The 20,677-nt window shown below is 64.4% G+C and carries 17 protein-coding genes; 10 read left to right on the forward strand and 7 right to left on the reverse strand.

Annotated features, from left to right (window positions below; all coding sequences use genetic code 11):
• Positions 1-25: 25 nt before the first annotated feature.
• Together QMG25_RS03940 and QMG25_RS03945 are read right to left on the reverse strand one after the other, a co-directional pair.
• Positions 26-205, reverse strand: a complete 180-nt coding sequence (locus QMG25_RS03940) for a hypothetical protein (protein ID WP_283457470.1) — start codon at positions 203-205, stop codon at positions 26-28.
• A 49-nt stretch (positions 206-254) separates the two neighbouring features.
• Positions 255-653, reverse strand: coding sequence for a DUF3499 domain-containing protein (locus QMG25_RS03945; protein WP_283457471.1), 399 nt, complete (start codon positions 651-653; stop codon positions 255-257).
• Positions 654-720: 67 nt separating this feature from the next.
• Between QMG25_RS03945 and QMG25_RS03950 the strand changes: the two genes are divergently transcribed.
• On the forward strand, positions 721-1,263 hold the full coding sequence (locus QMG25_RS03950; RefSeq protein ID WP_283457472.1) for a metallopeptidase family protein: 543 nt from the start codon (positions 721-723) through the stop codon (positions 1,261-1,263).
• Positions 1,264-1,468: 205 nt separating this feature from the next.
• Complete coding sequence (locus QMG25_RS03955; RefSeq protein WP_283457473.1) at positions 1,469-4,009, forward strand: DUF222 domain-containing protein; 2,541 nt, start codon at positions 1,469-1,471, stop codon at positions 4,007-4,009.
• A gap of 313 nt (positions 4,010-4,322) precedes the next feature.
• Here QMG25_RS03955 and QMG25_RS03960 read toward each other — a convergent pair whose 3' ends face one another.
• The 3 genes from QMG25_RS03960 to QMG25_RS03970 are packed head-to-tail and all read right to left on the reverse strand — an operon-like array spanning position 4,323 to position 10,091.
• Positions 4,323-6,146, reverse strand: coding sequence for a DUF5719 family protein (locus QMG25_RS03960; RefSeq protein ID WP_283457474.1), 1,824 nt, complete (start codon positions 6,144-6,146; stop codon positions 4,323-4,325).
• Positions 6,139-9,570: a glycosyltransferase family 2 protein gene (locus tag QMG25_RS03965; protein ID WP_349307109.1), complete on the reverse strand. Its 3,432-nt coding sequence runs from the start codon at positions 9,568-9,570 to the stop codon at positions 6,139-6,141. The genes QMG25_RS03960 and QMG25_RS03965 overlap by 8 nt, the downstream gene beginning before the upstream one ends.
• Positions 9,570-10,091 carry a WhiB family transcriptional regulator gene (locus QMG25_RS03970; protein WP_283457475.1) on the reverse strand — a complete coding sequence of 174 codons (522 nt, stop codon included), beginning with the start codon at positions 10,089-10,091 and terminating at the stop codon, positions 9,570-9,572. Before QMG25_RS03970 ends, QMG25_RS03965 begins: the two co-directional genes overlap by 1 nt.
• A gap of 316 nt (positions 10,092-10,407) precedes the next feature.
• Here QMG25_RS03970 and QMG25_RS03975 point away from each other — a divergent pair, with 316 nt between their 5' ends.
• On the forward strand, positions 10,408-11,301 hold the full coding sequence (locus QMG25_RS03975) for a TIGR03089 family protein (RefSeq protein ID WP_283457476.1): 894 nt from the start codon (positions 10,408-10,410) through the stop codon (positions 11,299-11,301).
• Positions 11,302-11,407: 106 nt separating this feature from the next.
• On the opposite strand, the gene QMG25_RS03980 is transcribed toward QMG25_RS03975, so the two are convergent.
• Entirely contained in the window at positions 11,408-11,911 is a 504-nt protein-coding gene (locus QMG25_RS03980) for a GtrA family protein (protein WP_283457477.1), read from the reverse strand.
• 194 nt (positions 11,912-12,105) lie between these two features.
• Between QMG25_RS03980 and QMG25_RS03985 the strand changes: the two genes are divergently transcribed.
• The 5 genes from QMG25_RS03985 to QMG25_RS04005 all read left to right on the forward strand — a co-directional run bounded on the left by QMG25_RS03985 (position 12,106) and on the right by QMG25_RS04005 (position 17,843).
• Entirely contained in the window at positions 12,106-13,278 is a 1,173-nt protein-coding gene (locus QMG25_RS03985) for a 5-(carboxyamino)imidazole ribonucleotide synthase (RefSeq protein ID WP_283457478.1), read from the forward strand.
• A complete protein-coding gene (gene purE / locus QMG25_RS03990) occupies positions 13,275-13,883 on the forward strand; it encodes a 5-(carboxyamino)imidazole ribonucleotide mutase (RefSeq protein ID WP_283457479.1) in 609 nt (202 codons plus the stop codon). Before QMG25_RS03985 ends, purE begins: the two co-directional genes overlap by 4 nt.
• Entirely contained in the window at positions 13,880-15,496 is a 1,617-nt protein-coding gene (locus tag QMG25_RS03995; protein ID WP_283457480.1) for an LCP family protein, read from the forward strand. Before purE ends, QMG25_RS03995 begins: the two co-directional genes overlap by 4 nt.
• A 95-nt stretch (positions 15,497-15,591) precedes the next feature.
• The gene (manA, locus tag QMG25_RS04000) at positions 15,592-16,854 is read left to right on the forward strand and encodes a mannose-6-phosphate isomerase, class I (protein WP_283457481.1); all 1,263 of its coding nucleotides are present in this window, start codon (positions 15,592-15,594) and stop codon (positions 16,852-16,854) included.
• Positions 16,851-17,843: a lipid II:glycine glycyltransferase FemX gene (locus QMG25_RS04005; RefSeq protein ID WP_283457482.1), complete on the forward strand. Its 993-nt coding sequence runs from the start codon at positions 16,851-16,853 to the stop codon at positions 17,841-17,843. The genes manA and QMG25_RS04005 overlap by 4 nt, the downstream gene beginning before the upstream one ends.
• Before the next feature lie 236 nt (positions 17,844-18,079).
• On the opposite strand, the gene glpX is transcribed toward QMG25_RS04005, so the two are convergent.
• Positions 18,080-19,096 (reverse strand): class II fructose-bisphosphatase, encoded by a 1,017-nt coding sequence (gene glpX / locus QMG25_RS04010; RefSeq protein WP_283457483.1) that lies wholly within the window; start codon positions 19,094-19,096, stop codon positions 18,080-18,082.
• Positions 19,097-19,292: 196 nt separating this feature from the next.
• Between glpX and QMG25_RS04015 the strand changes: the two genes are divergently transcribed.
• Together QMG25_RS04015 and QMG25_RS04020 are read left to right on the forward strand one after the other, a co-directional pair.
• Complete coding sequence (locus tag QMG25_RS04015) at positions 19,293-19,952, forward strand: DUF4245 domain-containing protein (RefSeq protein ID WP_283457484.1); 660 nt, start codon at positions 19,293-19,295, stop codon at positions 19,950-19,952.
• A complete protein-coding gene (locus QMG25_RS04020) occupies positions 19,952-20,611 on the forward strand; it encodes a carbonic anhydrase (protein WP_283457485.1) in 660 nt (219 codons plus the stop codon). The genes QMG25_RS04015 and QMG25_RS04020 overlap by 1 nt, the downstream gene beginning before the upstream one ends.
• Positions 20,612-20,677: the final 66 nt, after the last annotated feature.

Here is a 20,677-nt window from a genome sequence, read left to right on the forward strand (position 1 = left end):
GGCGCCCGGCAGGAAGCGGAGGGGCCTAGCCGGTGATTTGTTCCGGACGCAACAACAACACAATGCCTTCATCGACGGCGTAACGCAAGGGTCCGCCGTCGGGCCCGGCGTCCATGCTCACGAGCGCCTCGCCGTCTTGGACCAGCCTGGAGCCGGTCACGGGGCACCGCAGCACTGCCAGCAGGTTTTCACTAATCTTCGCCATGCTCTTCCCTTTCCCTCGAGTCCCCAAGTTGGGTCAAAATGCTGCGGAATTAGTCGCGCAGCACGCGCAGGTGGCCACGCCTGCCGGCGGCGGGGCTGCTGCCGGGCACGGGGGCCGGCGGTTCAAGACTGCCCTGGAATTCGCGCCGTGCCGGATGCGAGTCCTTGGCGGGGTCGGCGTTGGCGGCCTCCCGCACGGCATCGGCCAACGCCAGCAGATCATCCGGGCCTGGTGCGGGCGGCTTGTCCGATCGGGCCAAATGGATCACTTCCCACCCTCGGGGGACGGTCAGCCTGGCCGAGTGCTTGGCACACAAATCGTAGCAATGGGGTTCGGCAAAAGTCGCCAGCGGACCCAAAACAGCCGTTGAATCCGCGTAGACATACGTCAAAGTCGCCACGGCCGCTTCACGGCAGGCTGATCTTGTGCATTGACGAAGGGTTCCCACGATTCCCAAGACTACCCTTACGGACGCGATATTTCCCCTTGGCTGGCCCCGGGCCTACAGTGAATTGATGGAGAACAAGTCCGGAAACAGCCTTCCTTCGCTCATCATTGCTTTGCATCCGGCGATTTCGGATGAAGAGAAGGACGTGCTGACACCTTCGCGCCAGTTCTGGGACCGGCACCGAGACAGGCATGGACGCGGGATGCGCGGACCCCTTTTGCCGGCATCGCTGCCGGCGTTCCGGACTCGAAGCGAGAAGTTCGAGGAACTGGTGGTGGATTCGGCCGAGCGGCTGCGCGAACTGTGGCCCGAAGCGCTCGCCCGCGCCGAATACCTGGTGGAGGAAGTCCCGGGGCAGCTGGAGGACCTCATCGCCTCCGGCGGACCAGCCCCCTTGGGCAAGTTCAGCCAGGCAGTTGCGGCCACAGCAGACTCACCGGCACAAGCGCCCGTCATCGCCATCTACCGGCACCCGGTGGAGGACTTGTGCGACACGGCAGGACAGGTGCGTGAGCTGGTGCACGAAGTCATGATTGAACAAGTGGCCGGGCTGCTCAACATGGATCCGGAAGCGATCGATCCCTTGTTTCGCCGCTTTCGCGGTTACTAGCCGAGCATTTCCAGGGTTGCTGGTTGCAGAGGTTGGTGGCACTCCTTTCACATCCCGACGGCGATTGGGCCCGTCCCGATCGGCTATTGCGCCTTTCATGGCGGGTGGTTAGACCCGCCTGAACGGTGCTGGAACTCGTAGAATTTATCGCATCTATGTACGTGTATCTATTGCAGTAGTGTAACGGTGGGGGTATTATGGGGGTATGAGTAGTCGGGAGGAGTTCCCCGGGGACCGGGGCTTTGCAGCCACAGCGGATGTGGCTGCACTGCTTGGTGCGATCACTCTTCCTTCCATTGAACCCTTTGGCCCTGACACTGCGGCACTGGCAGGCCTGCCGGCGTTCATTGCGTTTCCTCCCCCGGTTCCCGAGCCGCCCTCGCGGGTGGGGGTCGCCCGGGCCGTGTACGACGCCGGAATCGAGGCGTTGGCTGTGTTGAAGCGCCTCGAAGACGCCACCGCGGCCTGCAAAGCAGAACTCGTCGCCCGGATCATCGCAGCAGCGAACGTCGAGGGCACCGCGGTGGGTCTTGATTCCTGGCAGGCAGGAATCGCCGAAGCCAGTGCCTGCACCGACATCGCCTTGACCCTGTGTCTTCCCGAACGCACTGTCACCGCGCTGGCGCACCACAGCACCGCCCTGACCACCACCCACCGACACACCCTGGCCGCATTGCACGCCGGGGTGCTCTCCTACCGGCACGCGGGGCTGATCGTGGATGAATGCAACACCCTGGCCGAAACCCCGACCATCACCGCCGAACAGATCACCGTCTTTGAACAACGCCTGCTACGCCTAGCCCCGGGCACCACAGCCTCCGGGTTCGCCTCCAAAGCCCGCCGCGCCCGGGAAAGCACCCACCCAGAAACCAGGGCCACCGCCACCCGCCAGGCCTACCGGCACCGGGCCATGACCCTGGACCCCGGACGCGACGGAATGTCCTGGCTCACCCTGCACATCCCCACCATCAGCGCCGAAGCCATCTGGGTCCACGCCACCCGCACAGCACGCACCATCAAACACAACAACACCACCGGACCAGGAAACAACAACGACGGCAACGGCAGCAAGACTGCCGACAACAACCGCAGCGCCAGCAACAAGAGTGCCAGCGGGGAACACCGCACCCTGGCACAACTACGCGTCGACGTCGCCACCACCCTCCTCCTCAACCAACAACCCCTCCCCACCCCAGCCAGCAACACCAGCCACAATGGCAACGCTGGTGCCAATGGCCACGGCGGCGCTGGTGCCAACGGCAACGCTGGTGCCGGGCAGAACCACTCAGGAAGCAATGCTGGCCACGGTGACGCCAGCACTGGCGGCATGGGCAGCCACAGCAACGATGGGGATGGTTCAGAGCCCCCGAACCAAGCCGGCGACGTCCCGTTCGGTGCGAACTCCGCTTTCGGAGTCTCACTCATCGAAGAAGCACCCCCATGGGCACACCGCAACCCCACAAACGACACCGACGACACAGTCGCTCCCGACGCCGACAACGCCGACAGTACAAAATCCGCTGACAACAAAACCAGCAAAGCCAGCACCGACACCACCGACCGCCCGGACAGTGCAGGAGCCGCAAGCGCTAGCGACAACGAAGGTGCCGCCACCGGCAAAAGTGGTCCTGGCAAGAGCAAGGCTAATGAAACCACCACCGATGGTGCTACAGGGTCCGCGACCAGCGGTAGCAAGGGCAAAACGACCGGTACTGGCATGACCAGCGACGAAAGCCCCAACAAAACCCGTAGCGCAAACCCCACAGAAGCTATTGCCAGCGGAAACACCACCGCCAGCGGAAAGGCGACGGGAAGCAGCGCCGGGGCCAGCCAGGGCGCCGTCCCCGATGCGGCGGACCACCCTGCGGGTACGGAGGCCGATCCGGGTGAGCGGCCCGAGGCCGGGGTGGAAGACGTGCCCGTGGTCGGGGAACTCCTCAGCGATGGATCAGGCTACGTTGACGGGGTCGTGGACGGAATCCCGGAACATCCCGAACAGGACTACCTCGACCAACTCGAAGCAATCCGAACCCACCACACCATCACCGACCCTCCCATGCCCAAAGCCCTGGTCTTGGTCACCGTGCCGTTCCTGTCCGCGTTGAACATCACCGATGAACCAGGCGAACTCGTCGGTACCGGCCCCGTCCCAGCCCCGATCGCCCGGAAACTCCTCGCCAACTCCACCACGTTCCTGCGCGTACTCACCGACCCCGTCACCGATGAGCCCTTGGCAATGAACCCCACCCGGTACACGCTGCGCGAAACCGAAAAAGCTGTCCTGCGCGCCCTCGCCGGAGGCTGTTATGTCCCCAACTGCCCCAACCCCGTCATGGACACCGACACCGACCACCTGAAAGCATTCGAACACGGCGGGGAAACCACCTTGGCCAACCAACGACCCGCCTGCAAGCGCCACCACCACCTCAAACACTTCTCAGACGACAAAGACAAACACGGGAACTACCGCCGCGAACACGACCCCCAACGCACCACGATCCGCCTCCGCGGCTGGAAACCCCTGCCCGCCAACGACGGCACCACCGCCTGGCTCAGCCCCTCCGGCACATACCACCCACCCCAATACCAGGAACCCCGACCACCAGCCTTCCCCAAATGGCTCAAGAAAAAACTCAACAACGCCCTCAACACCAACCTCCACACCACCGCACCCACCACCAACCCCACCCACACAAGCCCACTAGAACAATTCCTCATCACCTACACCCGCAAACACCACAAATAGAGCCATCGAACAGCCAACGCAGCGATGACGCGATGGCGCAATGGCGCAATGGCGCGATGAGACCACGCAGTACTGGTGGGAAAAGTTCAGACGGTAGGTAGCCGGATTCATGTGAATCCCATGCGCGATATACGCCAAATAGCCCACCGCCGGTGAAACCGAACAGGCTTGAAACTCGGCGGTCTACCTAGTTGGGAGTCTGGTCCCTTATCCGGTTGCCGCAACATGCGAGGGACCATTACAACGGCACGCCCCCAACTGCTGAGCTCCGCTACCAACTGCCAGGGGTCACCAGCCCCTCGGAAATAGTTGGCTAGTAACCGGTGATGATGTTGATCGCGTGGGCGCCGGACGCGGTTCCGACAATCGGCAACACGGCAATATTGGCGGAGTCGCCTGTGTCCAACAATTGAGTACCGAAGGTGGGCGCTCCGGCCACTGAGACCACGACTGCTGTTGTTCCGGAACCCAGCAGGGAGGCAGGATCCACCGTCGCCGTCTTGCCGGCCTTGAGTTGGACATCCTTGCCGGCACCGAGCACCCCGCCAGTGGAGATGGGCACGAGCGTGACCGTCGACTCTCCCTCGGGCGCACTAAACACCAAGGTGGAGCTGACTTCCTGTGGCAATGACACCAAGTGCGTGTTGCCGAGGCGTGCGGCGGACGGCGCCAGCGCCAAGTCCACGGCTTCGCCGGGCTTGGTGAAGTTCACAATCTGCACACCCGCCGTGACGGGGGCATCTGCGTTGATGCTGAGTGAATATGTGCCCTTGGGCAAGCCAGCCAAGGAGAAGTTGGAGACCTTGCCCGCCGCAGCCGTGAACACTCCGCCGTTGGGCAGCGCAACCTGGCCTTCGGGACCATGGGCCTTCACTTCAACCACCGAGTCTCCGGCGCCAGGAACCGTCACCACAAGAGTCGGTGCAGCGTCCTTGTACCCACTCTGGGCCGAGATTTTCGCTGCCGCGCCGGGTGCCTGAACACGCACACCCGGGATCGAAAGCTTGGACGCCGGATTTTGGACAGGAGACAAGTAGTCGACTCCGCCCGGCGTCAACCCACGCAGCACGGATTGCTGAATGACGGCGCTGACCGCCCCTCCGGTGCTCTTGAGGTGGATGCTGAGCAGTTCCTGATCCGGAGCGAGGCCGGCAAGCACCACTGTCCGCACGGTACCAGGGGCAACCACGAGGTCCTTGCCGCCTGGGGCCGCAACTGGACCAGCGTCGCCGAACAGTTCCAGCGAAACAGACGCCGGGCTCGGGGAAGAATTGGAAATCGCGAGCAGGGCCGTCCTACCGACAGACGTGCTGGCCCCTGAGAGCCAAAGTTCGCTCGAGGGACGCTGACAGTTCGCTGCGGCCAAGCCGGCCAGATCGCCATCGTTCGCGGCGACCACGACGGAACCGGATCCCTGCGGCATTTGCTCCCCGAGCGGCTGCATGCGCAACACCGAAGGTGCAGCGACCGCCTTTCCATCCACGACGCCGGCACGCGCTTTGGGTGCTCCCGGCAACTTCGTGGACTTTGACGTAGGCGTACCTTCCTCTGCCACTGTGAACAACGGAGTGAATTTGCCATCAAGCGTCTGGACGGCCGCCCCGGGCAACTCCCCGGTGGAACCACTGAGCACCACGGCGTTGAGCTGGGAGGTCGTTTTTGAGGAGTTTGCCGAGAACTCGGGATCCGCGCCAGCGGAAGATCCTGCCAGCAATTGGGTGGGGCCCTGGCAATTGGCCAAGGACTCACCCACCGGAAGCGGGTGTGGAACCAGAGAGATTTCCGCAGTGGCATCTACGCCGGGATACAGGCTGGCGGCACCCACCGCCGCCACGGCCACCGCGAGGGCGGCCGCACCGGCCAGGACAACAGGCCAGCGACGGCGGGTCCGCGCACGCCGGGAAGCCTTGGCTGGCTTGCCTGCCTTGGCCGGTTTAGCTGCCTTACCTACCTTGTCTGCTGGCAGTGGCGTTTCCTCGGCAGCAGTTTTGGCGGCTTTCGGTGCCGGTGCGCTGGCAGCAGTTTTGTCGGCAGCAGTGTCGGCAGCAGTTTTGTCGGCAGCAGTTTTGTCGGACTGTGCTTCCACGGGCTTGGATACCGGAAGATTATCTTCCGCATTGTCATTGATCTCAGGCACTTCTACCAACCTTTTGCAATGATGCTTCGTCCCTGTAAGCCCCGGTGCGGCCCCTTCGCGCCCGGACCGGCAGGGCCAGCAGAACTGTCAGCCCGAACAAGATCAACTGGACCAAGCCCAGTACGGTGTTCAGCGGATGTACATAACGAATTTCAAGTTTGCCGCCAGCTGCAGGCAGCTCAAAAGTCTGGGTCCAGCCCGAACTGACTGCCTTCAACGGCGTGCCGTCAAGCCAAGCCTTCCAGCCAGCGTCCGAGCGCTCGGCCAGCTCCACGCTGCGTCCGTCGGCACCTTCGCCAATCATGGTGTCAACGTCTTGCCCCTGTGAGTCCACCGGCGCCACGCTGTTGCCCTTGGCATCGACAATGCGGACACGATTGACCACGTCGCTGAGGCCCTCGCCGGCATAGTTGGGCTTCACCCGCCACAGCCAGCCTGATTCGGTGGGCCCCACGGTGTCTAGGCCGGGCACTGCCTCAAGCTCCCCTGCCAACAACTCGGCTGCCGTGTCGCCTTGGCGCAGCACTACAAAGCCCACACCAAGATCCACCAGCCCGGGCCGCGGATCAATGCCCGATTTGGACAGCATGGCGGCCACGCTGTCCTGCAACGCCACCGTGGCGGGGTCGGCCTCAAGCAGGGTTTCGGAACCGGGTGCCCCCGTGATGCGTGCCGCGGCGGCAATACCGGAAGTGGCATCCAGCGTGGTGCCGGCGCCTTGCATGAGCGTCGCGTGCACACCGCCGTCGGGCATCACGGCCAAGACGATGGTGCGGCTGGCTTCGGGTCCTGCACCGCGGTCGGCTGCGGTCGCGGGAATGGTTCCGGCCGTGACAGCCTGCGGCAGGAACGCACCAGTCAAGGCAGGTCCCTGCTGATTGGTGGAGAGCTGCTGTGCACCCCACAAGCCCAGGCTTGCCAACGGAGCGGCAACCAGCACCACGGACATCGTGATTGCCATGGTGCGGGCCACTCTGTGCCGCTGCCGGCCCGCACTGTCTCGGATCTTGGGTTGCGGGCTGTAAGCGCGGCGGTACACGGCATCGAATCCGAGCAACGCCGCTCCGAGCAGGGCAAAGAAAGCCAGCGAAAGCGCTGGGCCGCTGAAAGGAGTCACGAGTGTCGCGCCATCGAACGCCACGGCAATGAATTTCCCTGCATAGGTGGCAGCCAAGGCCAACAGGGCCACCAGCCAAAGCGCTCGGACGGTGCCGGCTCGACGCAGCGGAAGCACTAGCGCTGCCGCTGCTGCCAGCACCACGGGGGCTCCAATGAAGATCGCCACCACCCACAACCACCATGACGGTGAAGTAAAGGCACCCAATCCGGACAGTTCCCCGGCGGCCCCCAGCTGTTCGGGGAAGCCCAGCAGCTGCTGCCACAGCGGGCCTGGATGTGAGGCCAGCGGCAGGCCCGGATCAGCCAGCAGGGCCCGGGGGTTGGCCCAGACAGACCAGGCAAAGGGCAGAAACAGTGCAACCGGCGGCACCAGCGCCCACCAGATGGTCTTGCCTCGTCGGCCCATGAAAACGGCCGTGAACAAGATGCCGACCACCGCGACGGGCAGCAGGCTCGGCGCAGCAGCCGTCACGGCGGCAAGAGCCAGTCCGGCGGCGGCAGCGGCCGTCCACGACGGATTGCCGTCAACTCCGGTGCGGCCAAGCTTCGCGATGGAAGTTGTGGTGGAACCGGCCACGGCGCCGGGCACCGGAACGCTTCGTTGCTCAGGGCCCACTGCCGCGCCCACGGCACGGATCAGGCCCAACATGACGAGCGGAAGCAGCACATGGACCAGCAGGGCACCCACACGCCCCTGCCCCATCGCTGCGAGCAGCATGGGCGCGCCAGCCCACGCCAGACCTGCCACAACGCGGATCCAGCGCCGCCGGCTCAGCGCACCGGCGGCCAGCCAAGCGGTGAAGCCGGACAACGGAAGTGCCAGCAGCATCAGCCAGAGCACTGACTGTGAGCCGTTGCCGCCCAGTGCGCTGAGCGCCGCCAAAACTACATTGAAGGGATTGCCGTGCCCGGGCAAGCCGGAGCCAAGGGAAACCCACCAGTCGGTGGCATGCTGCCACACGCTGCCCAGTTCCGCAGAGACGGGAAGCAGCGCGCCGCCTGCCAGTGCAGGCACGCCCAGGAAGCGGGAAAGGGCAAAAAGCGAGAAAACGCTCAGCAGGACGGCCAACGCCAGGGCGCTGACGATCGGGGCCGTTTTGAGGGCGGCCAACGGGGCCACGCTCTCTTGGTGTGTTTCGCCTGTGGGCTCAACGATTGCGGGACCACCCAGGATTTCCTGCGGCAGTTCCTCATCGGGGCCAATGGTCTCCCGCAGGATCTTCAGCTGGTCCCGCACGGCACGGTTTTCCACGAGCACGCCCTTGTGGACCGACCGGGGTTTCCTCCGCTGGGCGGCGAGCGCCTTCCGGCTCCGGTGCAAGGAGCCCGGGCGCACCAGCCCCGCACATGTTGCGGCGAACATGCGCACGGCATGGCCAGGCGCCTTCAGGACAAATCCTGCGGCAAGCCAATAGATGGCGGCCAGGAAAGTGCCTATGGCTTGGAATGGAACGGCCCAGGCAGGGGCATGCTTGAGCCGCATGAAAATCGCGGCTTTTCGGGCAGCCACGGCGGAGCCCATGCCGTGGGGCCTGTGCACCACGTGGAACATGCGGGCGTCGGGAACCACCAGCACCCGGTCCCCGGCCAAGCGGACACGGGCACAAAAGTCTAGATCGTCACCGGTTCCGGGCAGTGCCGGGTCAAAGCCGTCAAGTTTTTCAAAAACATCGCGTCGCACAAGCATGCCGGCCGAGTTCACGGCAAACACGTCCGACCTGCTGTCGTACTGGCCCTGGTCCTGTTCGTCGAGGCCGATCAGGACGAAACGATCAAACCACTTGTTGGCCCACAGCCCAACGTCTACAAGGCGCCGGTGGTTGTCCCAGTCAAGCTGCTTGCAGCCGACCACAGTTGCCGTGGTGGCACGTTCGGTGGCATCCAACAGCCGTTGCAGCGTCTCCGGAGCAGGGGCGGCGTCGTCTTGGAGCAGCCAGATCCATTCATTGCAAGCCGGCGAACTGCCATCGCCCTCGTCACCGGTTCCGGCGTCGTCAAGAACGCCCACTCCTCCGATAGCACCCGGACGCGCGGCCACCGTGGCGTCGCTGGGCAGACGCGACTGGTGTTCGAGCACGGCATCAACTGCGGCACCGTAGCCTTGGCGCCCGTCAAGGGAAATGACCTTGCGTTCGCCCAACTCCTTGCGCAGCAACTCCCCCGAGTCGTCTGTGGATCCCGTGTCCGCGGCCAGAACGACGTCGGCCGGGCGGGTTTGCGATGCCAGTGCGGCAAGAACTGTGGGGAGGTAGGCACCGCCGTTGTGGGCAACCAGAACGGCCGTGACTTTTACTGCTTCAAGAATTAGACCGCTCGCTTCCGCAGCCGCCGACGCTCACGTTCGGACAGGCCGCCCCAGATTCCAAACCGCTCATCATTGGCCAGAGCGTATTCAAGGCATTGCGCCTTGACGTTGCACGCACCGCACACCTTTTTGGCGTCCCGGGTGGAGCCCCCTTTTTCAGGGAAGAACGCTTCCGGATCGGTTTGTGCACACAAGGCATCAGTCTGCCAGCCTAGTTCACCTTCGTCGCTGAAGTCCTCAAGCTGGGTTCGCAGTCCTATCCAGACGGGCGCATTGTCCACACCTTCAACAAGGTTCTGCGGGGTCGTTGCAGCCTCGTCGTCCTCAGGCGAAGTCAGGAACGCCGTTGCCGCATCTTCCAATGCCTGGCGATTTTCGCGCTGGTGGAATGCAGCCGATTCCGGATCTGCCGGGTCCACGTACCAGTCGGTGGGAACACCACGCGAACGGTACGCGACAGCAGCCTGGGCTGCCGTTGCTTCGTCTTGGGTGTTTGCCACACTCAGCCGAGCTTGCCCCATAATCGTCCTCCTGAATGTTGCCGCCACTACTGCTTGCCGAGTCGTCGGTTCCCGCTACGTGCGGTCAACAGTGTCATTTTGTGCGGTTCGTGCGTCTAATTACATCGATGTAAGTCCGCCACGTCAAGCGGAGGGGAATCATAACCACTAATACACAGGTTCTTCCGGCACGCCACGCCCGGCAATTTCATACCAATGTTTCCGCGCACCGGCTCACCCTTCGGCGCGAAAACCCGCGATTCAGCGCGGATCCGGCCCACTGGCGGGAACTTTCCACCACCGCCACCCCCGTGGTGTAACGCAGCTCACGTCACCAATGACAATTCATCCAATCGATGGACTCGTTGCCGGGGTCCGCTCCGTGCCGGGCATGGAAAGATGGTTGACCATGGACCTCCGACCCGGCACCCCCGCCCACTTGCTCACCGCCTTCCGCACCCGCAACCCCACCGCACCCAGACTGACTTGGTACGGCCCCGACGCCGAACGGGCGGAGTTTTCCGGACGCGTGCTGGAAAACTGGGTGGCCAAGACGGCAAATTACCTCGTTGACGAGCTCGACGCCGAGCCCGGCACGGTAATTGACCTGGACCTTCCGCTGCACTGGCGTTCGCTGGTGTGGATTCTGGCCGCCTGGGCTGTGGGCGCCACCGCCGTCGTGACCGACTCAGGCGCTGGGACCGGTGCAGACGTTGTGACTGGTGCAGACACAGGGACCGTTGCGAATACAGCCGGCCGCGCCGATATTGTGGCCACAACCAACCCTGCCGCGGCGCAGCAACGCCATGGCGGGGCTTCCCCGACCCCGCTGTTGGTTGCCGTTGCGCTGCCGGCCCTGCAGATGCGCTGGATGGGCGAACTGCCGGCGCGGGCCCTTGACTATTGCGGTGACGTCCGGGCCTATGCCGACGAGTTCTTTGCCGATGACACACCGGACCCTTCGGCCACGGCGTGGCGGCATGGAGCCACGGCCATCCGCTATGACGAGCTGCTTGCCCCGAAACTTGAAACCGCACCTGAATCAGCATCGCAACAAACGGCATCGCAACAAGCACCCCGGCGGGTGCTGCTTGAAGTGCGCCAGGGGTGGGCCGCCGTCGTGCCTGCCGCCCTCAGCGCTTGGGCCGACGGGGGTTCGGTGGTCCTGCTCGACACGGCTGTGGAGCCCACGGAAAAGTTGCGCAGTAGCGAGAATATCAACCAGGGCTGAGCTTGGGCGCCTGATCCCGGCGTCCGGCACATGATCCCCGGCACATGATCCCCGGCACATGATCCCCGGCCTGGGGGCTCAGGCCTGGGGGCTCAGTCCTGGGGGCTCAGTCCTCGGGCTGGGCTTCGAGGAGCTCGTGGTCGTCTTCGAACCCGGGTTCTTGGTCGAGTTCGGCGGTGAAGACCCAGAACCTGTAGGCAAAGAAGCGGAAGATGGTGCCGAGCACCAGGCCAACCACGGATCCGGAGATGAAATCCGCCGAGGCCGATTCAAAGCCAAGCACCCAGTGCGAGATGTAGACGCAGGCGCTGGCGATCGCGATGCCAATGCCGTTCATGAGGATGAACATGCTCACTTCGCGCAGCACGTTGGCTTGGCGGCGGTGGCGGAAGGTCCAATACCTGTTGGCAAGCCAGGAAAAGGCGGTGGCCACAATCGCGGAGATGATCTTGGCCTTGGTGGGGTGGGCGCCCATGCTGCCGCCCAGCAGCCACAGGTAAATGCTGGTATCGATCACAAAGGCGATGCCGCCAACAACGCCGAATTTGGCCACTTCACGCCAAAACAGGCCCATCAGGCCCTTAATGCGGTCGATGATATTTGTGAACATGGTCCTCCGTGGTCTCATGGCCGAAAACGGATGAAACACCCCGCGGCCTTCCCTAGATTCTAAGGCCAGTTCGACCCCGCCCCGGCCTCAAAAAGCGTCAAGGCACTGGGAATTGGCCCACATTTGTCCGTGAAATCGCCCCGAACGCCACGCAAAGGCAGGGAAGCGCACAGACTTTCGGTACGCTGGGGACTGTGACTTTTCCTGTAATCGGTGTTGTGGGCGGTGGACAGCTGGCCCGCATGATGGCCCCTGCCGCCGTGGCCCTTGGTTTTGAATTGCGTGTCTTGGCTGAATCTCCCGAGGTGTGTGCCGTGGCTGTTGTTGCCCAGGCACCCGTGGGCGACTATACGGACCTTGACACTTTGCGCGGCTTTGCCCGTGGCGTGGACGTGCTCACTTTTGACCACGAGCACGTTCCCGGCGCGCACCTGCAGACGCTGATCGCCGAGGGGGTGAACGTCCAGCCGCGCCCCGATGCGTTGATCAACGCCCAAGACAAGCTCGTCATGCGCGCGGCCATTGAGCGGCTCGGCCTGCCCAACCCGGCCTGGGCAGCCGTGGAATCCGTGGCAGACATCACCACCTTTGGCGACACCCACGGCTGGCCCGTGGTGCTGAAAATGCCGCGCGGCGGCTACGACGGCAAGGGCGTGGCCTTCCTGCGCAACGCCGGCCACGCCGCCGAGTTTTCCGGCGAATGGTTCGCCGCCATGAGCCCGTTGCTCGTGGAGGAGGTTGTTGACTTCTCCCGCGAGCTCTCGGCCCTTGTGGCCCGCACTCCCTCCGGCGAGGCCAAGGCGTGGCCCGTGGCCGAATCCATCCAGGTGGCAGGGGTGTGCGACGAAGTCATCGCCCCCGCTCCGGGCATTGCCGACGACGTCGCCGCCCAGGCACAGCAGGCTGCGCTGAAGATCGCCACCGAGCTGGGCGTCACCGGCGTCATGGCTGCGGAACTGTTCGAGACCCCCGGCCGCGGCCCCGGCTACCTCATCAACGAACTTGCCATGCGCCCGCACAACACGGGCCACTGGACCATGGACGGCGCTGTCACCAGCCAGTTCGAGCAGCACTTGCGTGCCGTGCTGGACCTCCCACTGGGGGCCACCGACGCCCTTGGGGAGATCGTCGTCATGAAGAATTTCCTCGGCGGCGCCAACCAGGACCTCTTCAGCGCCTACCCGGCAGCCCTGGCAGCGGAGCCAGCCGTGAAAGTACACAGCTACGGCAAGTCCGTGCGCCCCGGCCGCAAGATCGGCCACGTCAACTTGATTGGCTCCGGGAACGACGACGTAACCGCCGTTCGAGCCCGCGCCACCACCGTGGCAAACATCATCCGCGACGGAGCAGAAGGAACACAACCATGAGCCAAAGCAGCACCGCCGGAGCCGGCACGCCCTTGGTGGGCATTGTCATGGGATCCGACTCCGACTGGCCCGTCATGGAGGCTGCCGCTGCGGCCCTCAGCGAATTCAACATCCCCTTTGAAACGGATGTGGTCTCCGCCCACCGGATGCCCACCGAAATGATCGCCTACGGCCAGAACGCCGCCTCGCGCGGCATCCGGGTTGTCATTGCCGGCGCCGGCGGCGCAGCCCACCTGCCCGGCATGCTTGCCTCCGTCACCACGCTCCCCGTGGTGGGTGTCCCCGTGCCCTTGAAGACCCTTGACGGCATGGATTCACTGCTGTCCATCGTGCAGATGCCCGCCGGCGTCCCCGTTGCCACTGTTTCCATTGGAGGGGCCCGCAACGCCGGCCTGCTGGCCGTGCGCATCCTGGCCTCCGGCACCGACGACCTTGCCCGCAACCTCGCCAACAAGCTCAACGACTTCGCCGAGGCGCTCAAGGAGCAGGCATCCGCCAAGGGCGCCGCACTGCGGGAAAAGGCCGGCGCCAGCTACCCGTTGGCTGTTCTTCCCGGTACACACGTGCAGCCCGGTACAGCGGAAGGCGTGAGCACAAACGCATGAGTTTCAGCAGCCCTAAGGTCTCCAGGGCCTCCAGCCGCCCTCCAGTGTTGACAAACCCCGTCCGGTATCCGGAGCCAGCGTCGGCGCCCGCACGCTCCAAACGTGCCTGGTTCCTGCTGCTGCTGACACTTTTCCTGCCGGGGTCGGCGCAAGTCGTGGCCGGCAACAAGCGGCTCGGCCGGCTTGCCCTGCGCTGCACCTTTCTCGCCTGGGCAGTGGTGATTGCCGCCGTCGTGCTTGGCCTGTTCCGGCGCGAAACGCTGCTGAACCTCTTTACCAATCCAATTAGCTCGCTGGTGATCGTTGTGGTGCTGGCCGCTGCGGCCCTGGGCTGGGCGGTGATGTTTCTCAACACGTTGAAGATCATCAAGCCGTCCCTGCTGGCCCCCGGAATGCGCGGCCTGGTGGGCGCAGCACTGGTGGTGCTCATGGTGCTGACAAGCGGCTCGTTGGGCTACGGGGCGTTCCTTGTCAATTCAGGACGCAACGCGATCACGAACATTTTTCAGACCGGGCCGGACATGAAACCGGTGGACGGACGCTACAACTTCCTTGTCATGGGTGGGGACGCCGGCGCGGACCGCAGCGGGCGGCGACCCGACTCAATCATCGTTGTCAGCGTCGACGCCAAGAGCGGCCAAGCGGCAACAATCAGCATTCCCCGCAACCTGCAAAATGCGCCGTTCTCCCCCGATTCCCCGCTGTGGGACGTATATCCGGAAGGCTACAACTGCGGCGACAACTGCATCATCAACTTCCTCTACACGGACGTCACCAACAAGCATCCCGACCTCTACCCCAATGCCCCCGACCCTGGCGCGGCAGCGATGATGGACGCCGCCGGAGGCGTCCTGGGGCTGTCGATCCAGGGCTACGTGCTCGTTGACATGTCAGGTTTTTCCAAGCTCATCGACGCCCTGGGCGGGGTCACCGTCAAGGCCGGAGGATGGGTTCCCATCAGCGGCGACGACGTCAACGGCACCGGCCAGCACCTGCCGCCGACGGGCTGGATTGCCCCCGGCGTGCAGAAGCTCGACGGCTACCACGCCCTCTGGTACGCCCGTTCGCGCCAGTGGGTCCTGGAGTACAACCGCAGCCAGCGCCAGCAGTGCATCCAGGCAGCCATGCTGGCCCAGATGGATCCGGCCACGGTCCTGACAAAGTTCAACTCCATTGCCGACGCGGGCGCCAAGGTCATTGAATCCGACCTGCCCGCCGGACAGCTGGGCAGTTTCGTCTCGCTGGCGCTGAAGTCCAAGAACAACGAACTGGCCCGTTTGACCATTGGTCCCCCGGACTTCCCCAAGGACTTCCCCACCTACCCCGACTTCGATCAGGTCCATCAGCGGGTGCAGGCCCTGCTCAACCCTGCCCCGAAGCCGGCGGACACAAAGCCGGCCGAACAGAAAGCCCCGCCGAAGGACGCCGCCCCCGAAGCACCTGCACCCGCAGCTCCCGCCGCGCCAGCACCCGCAGCACCCGCTCCCGCTCCCGAAGCACCTGCAACCAACCCGAACATCACCGAAGAGTACTTGCAGCAGCTGGCCATCAACGGCGACGAAGTGGCCCTGTCGGGGCTGCTGTCCAACAACGGTGTGTGCTCCCCCGGCTAGGCATGGCCTCTTTTGCCACAGCCTCCGCAACCACCGTCACCCCAATCTCTAGCCACCCCGCACTTCCGCTTGCCCTCGACCAGGAGAAAATGCCAATGTTTGCCCTGACCAATCCCATCCGCGACTACCCGTGGGGATCCCGCACCGCCATAGCGGCCCTGCTGGGCACCGAGCCAAGCGGCGGGCCCGAAGCAGAGTTGTGGATGGGCGCCCACGGGAATTTGCCCTCCATTGCCAACACCCCCGAGGGTCCCGCGGCCCTGGACGCGCTGATCGCCGAACATCCCCAGAGCATGCTGGGTCAGGAAGCCCTTGACGCCTTTGGCGCCCAGCTGCCCTTCCTGGCCAAGCTCTTGGCGGCCGACACAGCGCTGTCACTGCAAGTGCACCCGACACGTGAGCGGGCCCGGGAGCGGTATGCCGCCGAAGAGGAGGCAGGAATTCCGCGCGATGCACCGCACCGCAGCTACAAGGATGCAAACCACAAACCGGAAATGCTGTTTGCACTGACGAACTTCGAGGCGCTCTGCGGCTTCCGCCCCTCTGCCGAGGCTGCTGACTTGTTCCGCGCCGTGGCAGCCGCCATTGCCGCCACTGGCGGACGAATACCGGAACTGCTGCAGCAAGTGGAAATGATGCTGAACTCACGCATGGCCGAACCTGCCGTGGTGCGGCGCGTTTTTGAAACCCTGTTGCAGGGCGGTGCCGAAACCACCGCACTACTTGAGGCGGCAACACCGGCGCTGACTGCTGCAGCCGCAGCTTCCGGAACCATGTTGCCCCCGGCCCTGGCCACAGTGGTTGAGCTGGCCAAGCAATACCCCGGGGACCCGGGTGTCTTGACCTCCCTGCTGTTGAACCGGGTGTCACTGGTCCCCGGTGAAGCCATGTACCTGCCGGACGGCAATATCCACGCGTACTTGGATGGCTTGGGGCTTGAAGTCATGGCCTGCTCGGACAACGTGCTGCGCGGCGGGCTGACAGGCAAGCACGTGGATGTTCCGGAGCTGCTGGAAACAGTGGATTTCGCACCAGCCGCCGTCCCCATGGTCCACACCCGCGTCACATCACTGGGCCAGCACCTTTGGGAACCCCCCGTCACCGAATTCACCCTGCAACGGGTGGAGTTGACCCCCGGCTCCGCACCCGTGCCGCTTGTACAGAACGGCCCGCTTTTGGTCCTGGCCGTCTCCGGTGCCGTGCTTCTTGATTCACCGCGCGGCGACATGGCCCTTGTCCGGGGCGCGTCGGTCTTCGTGCCGGCAGCCGAGAACCCTGTCATGGTCCACCCCCATGTCGATGCGGCCGGGGAAACTTCCGTGGTCTTCGCTGTCACGTGCGCGGCGTTCGGGGCATGAAACCAATCTTGCAGACGGCCGTCTGGGCGCAGTTCCAGCGCAGCCTGGGAAAAACCGTCCACGAGGCACAAGGGCCGGGCTGGAGTTTTCTGGCCATCGAGGAAAAGACCCCGTTGGGCCCTTATCTGTACGCCCCATACGGGCCGTGCGCCGACGGATCAGCCGAACTGGCCCAGAGCCTTACCGCCTTGGCTGCGCTGGCCCGTTCGGTGAAGGCACACTATGTGCGGGTGGAACCCGTCGCCGCCGGACAGGGCACCGACTCCGCAACCATCCTTGCCGCGCACGGCCTGCTTCGGGCCCCCTCCGATGTGCAGCCGCAGCTGAGCTGGAAAGTCGACCTGCGCCAAGACGAGGACGCCCTGCTCAGGGGCATGCGCAGCACCAGTAGAAACTTGTTCCGCAACATTCACAAAAAGGGTGTCAGCTTCGAAGTCTCCACAGATCCGGCACAGCTGCCCATCCTGCTGGGATTCCTGCACTCGGTTTCCAGCCGGGCGGACTTCACCGCCCAGACGGACAGCTACCTGCGCCATGCCGCCGACGTGCTCATGCCGGCCGGTGCCGCCAAGTTGTTCATCGCCAAGCTCGACGGCGTCCCCATCGCCGCCGCGTTGTCCTACGACACGCCCGACACCCGCGTCTATGCGCATGCGGCGGCCGACGACGCCCACCGCAAGCTCAACGCCGGCATCCCGCTGCTTGTGACAATGATGCTGGAGGCAAAGGCGTCCGGCATCCGCGAGTTCGACATGTGGGGTGTCAGCCCCGGGGACGAGCCCGAACACCCCTGGGCCGGCTTCTCCCGTTTCAAGCGCTCCTTCGGCGGCGTCGAAGTGGAGTATCCGGGCACCTGGGACCTGCCCGTCAACAAGCCCATGTACGCGGCCTATGCAACAAGCCGCAAAGCAAGGACCCTTCTGGTCGGGGCACTCAAAACAGCACGCAGCACAGCCGGAAGCGTCCGAAAGAAACTCAAAAGGGGATAGCGCAAAACAGCCCGGCGCTTGATTGCGCCGGGCTGTTTGTGTGGATGGGCCCACGCTTGCCAGGTTCCGGAAAAATCGCGCCAACGATACTCCAAGCCAGCAAGTGGATGGGCCCACGCTTGCCAGGTTCCGGAAAAATCGCGCCAGCGATACTCCAAGCCAGCAAGTGGATGGGCCCACGCTTGCCAGGTTCCGGAAAAATCGCGCCAGCGATTTTCCCGGCCGGCAAGTGGGGACTAGCTGGGGCGGGCGTAGGTCTCCCATTTGTGTGCCTGGTGCTCGCCGTCGACCATGCGGACGGTTCCCGACTTTGACCGCATCACGATGGATTGGGTCAGCACCTTGCCCTTGTCGTAGCGCACCCCGCGCAACAGGTCGCCGTCGGTGATGCCGGTGGCGGCAAAGTAGCAGTTGTCGCTGGTGACGAGGTCGTTGGTCGACAGGACCCGGTCCAGGTCGTGCCCGGCGTCGAGCGCTTTCTGCTTCTCGTCGTCGTCGGTGGGCCAGAGGCGGCCTTGGATGACGCCGCCGAGGGTCTTGATGGCACAGGCCGTCACGATGCCTTCCGGAGTGCCGCCGATGCCCATGAGCGCATCGACGCCGGTGCCGGCGCGGGCTGCGGCAATGGCGCCCGCCACGTCGCCGTCGAGAATGATTTTGGTGCGGGCCCCGGCGTCGCGGATGTCCTGGATGAGGGTTTGGTGGCGGTCGCGGTCAAGGACCATGACCGTGAGCTGGTTGACCTTGACACCCTTGGCCTTCGCGATCAGGTGCAGGTTTTGCTTCACGGGCAGGCGCAGGTCCACCATGTCGGCGGCTTCGGGCCCTGTGACAAGCTTTTCCATGTAGTACACGGCGGAGGGGTCGAACATGGTGCCGCGTTCGGCCACGGCCAGCACGGCCAGGGCGTTGTTGATGCCCATGGCCGTCAGGCGGGTGCCGTCGATGGGATCCACGGCAACGTCGCACTCCGGGCCGGACCCGTCGCCGACAACTTCACCGTTGTACAGCATGGGGGCTTCGTCCTTCTCACCCTCACCAATGACAACAACGCCGTTGAAGTGGACGGTGGCAAGGAGCGCGCGCATGGCGTCCACAGCGGCGCCGTCGGCCAGGTTCTTCTCCCCAAAACCAACCCAGTGGCCCCCGGCAATGGCTGCCGCCTCGGTGACGCGCACCAGCTCAAGGGCCAAGTTGCGGTCCGGTTCGTCGTCGCCCACGGCGAGCGAACGGGACAATTGCGAATAATTCATCTGCGAATTCTTGTGAGCCACTTGTAAACCCCATTGTTTAGGTAGGTGCAGTCTTGACGTGCGCGGCGGCGCGCACCCTGCCATTTTTTTGCTACTCCATCAATCATAGGCGACGCCGTCCCCCCAGTCCGCGTGATGTAGCACACGTCCGGCCGCTCGTGGTAAATTGTTCGCCCGTTTCTGGGAAGATGGTCTGGTGAGCGATTCCAGTCCCACCCCTCCCGTCAAGCCGGTCATTGCCGCCGGCGCCGCCAAACGCGCCAACGCCTCCGTGATCGGCATGCTGCTGGCCATGTTCTCCACTGTGGCCATTGTCCTGGTCATTGTGTGGCTCAATCCGCAGCAAAACGCGGAGAGCTACCGGCCCCGCATCGACGTCGCAGGGGTCTCGGCCAATGCAGCCGACACTGCGGGCTTCACGCCGGTGGCCCCCGCGCTGCCGGAAGGCTGGTCCGCCAACTACGCGCGCTGGAATCCGGCCGGCGCCGACGGGGTCTCGTTTTGGGATGTTGGCTACGTGACGCCAAACAACACCTTCATCGCCCTGCGCCAATCCGGCACAGCCAATCCAACCTGGACCGCCACCCAAGCGCAAAACGCCCCTGTTACGGGCACGCGCACCGTGGGCGGCCGCGATTGGGAACTCCGTGATAAACCTAAAGGTGAACGCAGCTTGGTTTTGGTCAGCGATGGAACCACCATTGTGCTGACCGGCGAAGCGGACTTCAAGGACTTCGACGTCCTGGCCGGCGGCGCCAGCAAACTGCTCGACGCCGAGGCGGGGAACCCGGCATCCGGCGGCAACCATGCCAGCAGCACCCCAACCAGCACCCCAGCACAGAAGGACAGTAAATAATGCACGGTGGAGAAGACGGCAACATCAACGCAATTTCAGGTCATCCGAAGACTCCCACCCAGGCTTGGCAAACGCTGATGGCAGGCAATGCCCGGTTTGTGGAGGCCAGCTCCTCCCACCCCAACCAAGATGCCGCACGCCGCAGCTCCCTGGTCTCCACCCAGCACCCCTTTGTCATGATCTTCGGCTGCTCCGACTCGCGCCTGGCCGCCGAGATCATCTTCGACCTGGGCCTCGGCGACGCTTTCGTGGTCCGCACCGCCGGCCACGTCATCGACAACACTGCGCTCGGTTCGCTGGAATACGGCGTCGAGTACCTGGGCGTGCCCCTGATCGTGGTCCTTGGCCACGACAGCTGCGGCGCGGTCACCGCCACGAAGGGCGCCGTTGCCACGGGCCAGATGCCGGCCGGTTTCATCCGCGACCTCGTGGAGCGCATCACCCCGTCGGTGCTCACGTCCCTGCGCAACGATCCCGACAGCAGCATCGGCGACATGGTCGAGGAACACGTGAAGCAGACGGCCTTCCGCCTCGTGGAAAACTCCCCCATCATCGCCAATGCGGTGGCACGGCAGAGAACCGCCGTCGTCGGCCTGACCTACCGCCTCAACGACGGCCGCGCCGACCTCGTCTACAGCAACGGCTCCATCGGCCTCTAGCCCGAGCCCAGCCTGCGAATTCCCACAGCCAGGGCAGTCCCCGGCCCTCGCCTTCCCACCGACTGG

This window comes from Arthrobacter sp. H35-D1 (assembly GCF_030063185.1).
Classification (GTDB): Bacteria; Actinomycetota; Actinomycetes; order Actinomycetales; family Micrococcaceae; genus Specibacter.